The organism is Methylobacterium sp. CCH5-D2, from assembly GCF_001556475.1.
In the GTDB taxonomy this organism is placed as follows: domain Bacteria; phylum Pseudomonadota; class Alphaproteobacteria; order Rhizobiales; family Beijerinckiaceae; genus Methylobacterium; species Methylobacterium hispanicum.
The window spans coordinates 1-2,666 of record NZ_LSIX01000743.1 but is presented as its reverse complement, the minus strand read 5'-3'; the positions used below and the strand labels follow the sequence as shown (position 1 = coordinate 2,666).

2 protein-coding genes are annotated in these 2,666 nt (G+C 71.8%); both read right to left on the bottom strand.

Annotated features, from left to right (window positions below; translation table 11 throughout):
• On the bottom strand, positions 1-2,025 hold a 2,025-nt coding region (locus AX737_RS19580), incomplete at its 3' end, for a terminase gpA endonuclease subunit (protein ID WP_066924299.1).
• Positions 2,006-2,666: hypothetical protein (locus AX737_RS34635; RefSeq protein WP_066924297.1), on the bottom strand; the 661-nt coding region annotated here is incomplete at its 5' end. The genes AX737_RS34635 and AX737_RS19580, both read right to left, overlap by 20 nt.

Here is a 2,666-nt window from a genome sequence, read left to right as displayed (position 1 = left end):
AGGGGCGGGCGCGGGCGGCTCGGCCGGGTCCGGCGAGCCGCCCGCAGCCGCGATTGCCTCCGCCACGGCGGCCGTCGGTTGCCTCTGCGCGGGCGTGAAGAGGTCGATGGCGGCGAGGTCGGCAGGCAGCCCGCGGCTGCGGGCGAGGGCGGCCCACTCGTCGCCGGTCATCGACGAGAGGCCCAGGTATTCGGCGAGCGCGCGGGTGTAGACCCGCGTGTCGAGGAAGTGGTTGTCGCCCGACTTGTCCCACTTCCGGCCCGTCACCTGCCCGCGCACGATGACGTCGGCGAGGTGCTCGGCCGTGAGTTGCCGGAAGTAGGTCTCACCGACCCAGGTGCCGAAGTGGCAGTAGCCCGGCGGGTCCGCGGGCGCGCCCGAGCGGATGCCCACCTTGTGCAGGTCGGTGTAGAGGCTCGATTTGAGCGACCACGTGCCGACCGGCCAGAGCTTGCAGCCCTGCTTCACCCGGCGCCCGTCGAGGTCGATATCGACGAGCTTCGGCACCCCGATCGCCGGCAGGTTCCAGCCGTGGCGCCCGTCGAGGGCGAGCAGGAGGTCCATGCCGGAGCCCGGATGCAGGCGCTGGTTCGCCCGCACGAAGCTGTAGACCACGTGGCTGCGGTAGCCCGTGTCGATGCCGAGCGCGTCGATCCGGCGCCGCCCGCCGAACGCGTCGGGGAAGCCGCGCTCGACCGTGAAGGCGAGCAGGTCCGTGAAGACCTGCGCGTCGGGCGCCTCGGTCTCGCCGTCGAGGTAGGCCGCATCGACGAGCCAACTCTGGCCGTCGGGCGCGTAGGCCGTGACCTCGACGTAGATCCCGCGCATCTGCACGTCGGCGGCCGCCACGAGCAGGATGCCGCGGGCGGGCACGTGGCCCTGGCGCAGCCCCTCCTCGCGCCGCTCCATCAGGCGGACGTGGTCGGGCGCGTCGCCCCGGAACTTGTAGGGCCGCCCGAGGACGAGGTTGGCGTAATCCTTCCGGCCCTTCTCGCTGCCGATCTCCGCCTTGAGGCGGGCCTGCGCGATGGCCTTGAAGGACATCATCAGCGAGATGTAGGCGTCGATGTGGAAGCCCGGGTGGCGGCCCTCCCCCTCGACGGAGGCGATCCAGCCCCCGCCCCGCGCCTTGGCGTTGCGCACAGCCAGCACCCGCTCGGGCTCGGTGATCAGGTAGCCGCAGCGGCACTCGTAGCGGGTGTGCTGCGGGCTCTCGCGATCGACGCGCAGGCGCTCGTCGTCGAACACCATCAACTTCTTGCAGTTGGGGCAGGAGACGTTCCAGAATCGCTGGTCGGAGCGCTGGAACGAGGCGTCGATGCGGCAGTGGCCCGGCGTCTTGAGCGTCTCGTCGCCCATATCGACCTCGGGCGTCGAGATCTCCAGGATCTTGTAGTCTTCCGTGCGCTGGAACGCGGTCAGGCGGCCCTCGGCCAGCGTATCCGGGTCACCGAAGCCCGGGATGTCCTGCCACTTCGAGAGCTCGTCCTTGATGAGCTTTTTGACCGTCTTGCCCGAGAGGTCCATCACCGAGTTGGCGTTGGCGAGCATCGCGAAGCCGCCCGCCGTGAAGCGCTTCTCGTAGGTCGTGGAGCCCGTGCCCGAGCGCGAGGTCTGCGGCACGAAGACCTGTCGGCGGGCTCGGCGCTGGAACGCGTCGATCAGGGGCTGCAGCTTCTGCCCGTTGATGTCGCGCAGCATGTCGAGGCCGGGCACGCCGTAGAGCGTGTTGGCCCGCTCGCGGTCGGCGATGAAGATCAGCCACGCGAGCGCGAGGATCGAGGCGCCCGACTGCTGGCTCTTGCGGATCGTCACCCGGTTGCAGGGATGATCGTCGCCCAGGCAGTCGGCGATGTCGGGGAGGTACGGCCCGCCCTCGGCGCTCCAGAGCTGGCCCGCCTGCGGCCCGTCGACGAGCACGATGGAGCGGGGGAGCCACGCCGAGAACGAGGCGGCCTCCGGCGGGCGGATCGCGGCGCGCAGCGCGTCGAGGAAGGCGAGGTCGTTAGCTGCCGTCTCCCTCATGGGTCGCCTCGGCGCCCGACGCGCCCTCCTGCGGTGTGGCGCGCAGCGATTCCGCGGTGGCGGCAGCGAGCGCGGCGTCGATGTCGGTGCGCATGGCGAGAGCGATGCGCTTGAGCGCGAGGCGCACGCCGTGTGCGCCTTCCTTGGTCAGCGCCACGGCCAGCTCGTCGGCGACCTGGGGCAGGCGCTCCAGCACCCGCACGATCTCCTCGCCGGCCCGGAGGGCTCCGGCGCGCACGATGTCGACGGAGACGATCTTGCCCTGACGCTCCTCCAGCTCGAGGCGCGCCAGCTCGGCCTTGTAGGCCATGTTGCGGGCCTGCTCGACCGTGTAGACCGGCGCCTCCGGATCGAAGGGCCGCGGCGGAGCGGTGGGGGCTGCCGGCGCTGGAAGGGCTGGGAGCGCGGCCCCGCGGCGCGTCGCGGCGCCCTGCTCGCGGCCGAGGTCGCCGATCTCACCGGCCGCGCGGTCGAACTCGGCGACGTTGACGAGCTTGGCCCGGCCGGGGCCGGGACGGGTGCTGAGCTTGCCCGCTGCCTCGAAGCGCGCGACGCGCTCGGCGAGCGCCTGCTTCGAGAGGCCCTTGTGCTTGGCCAGATCCGAGATGCTGAGCCAGAACCCGCCCGCGCCCTCGGCGGGG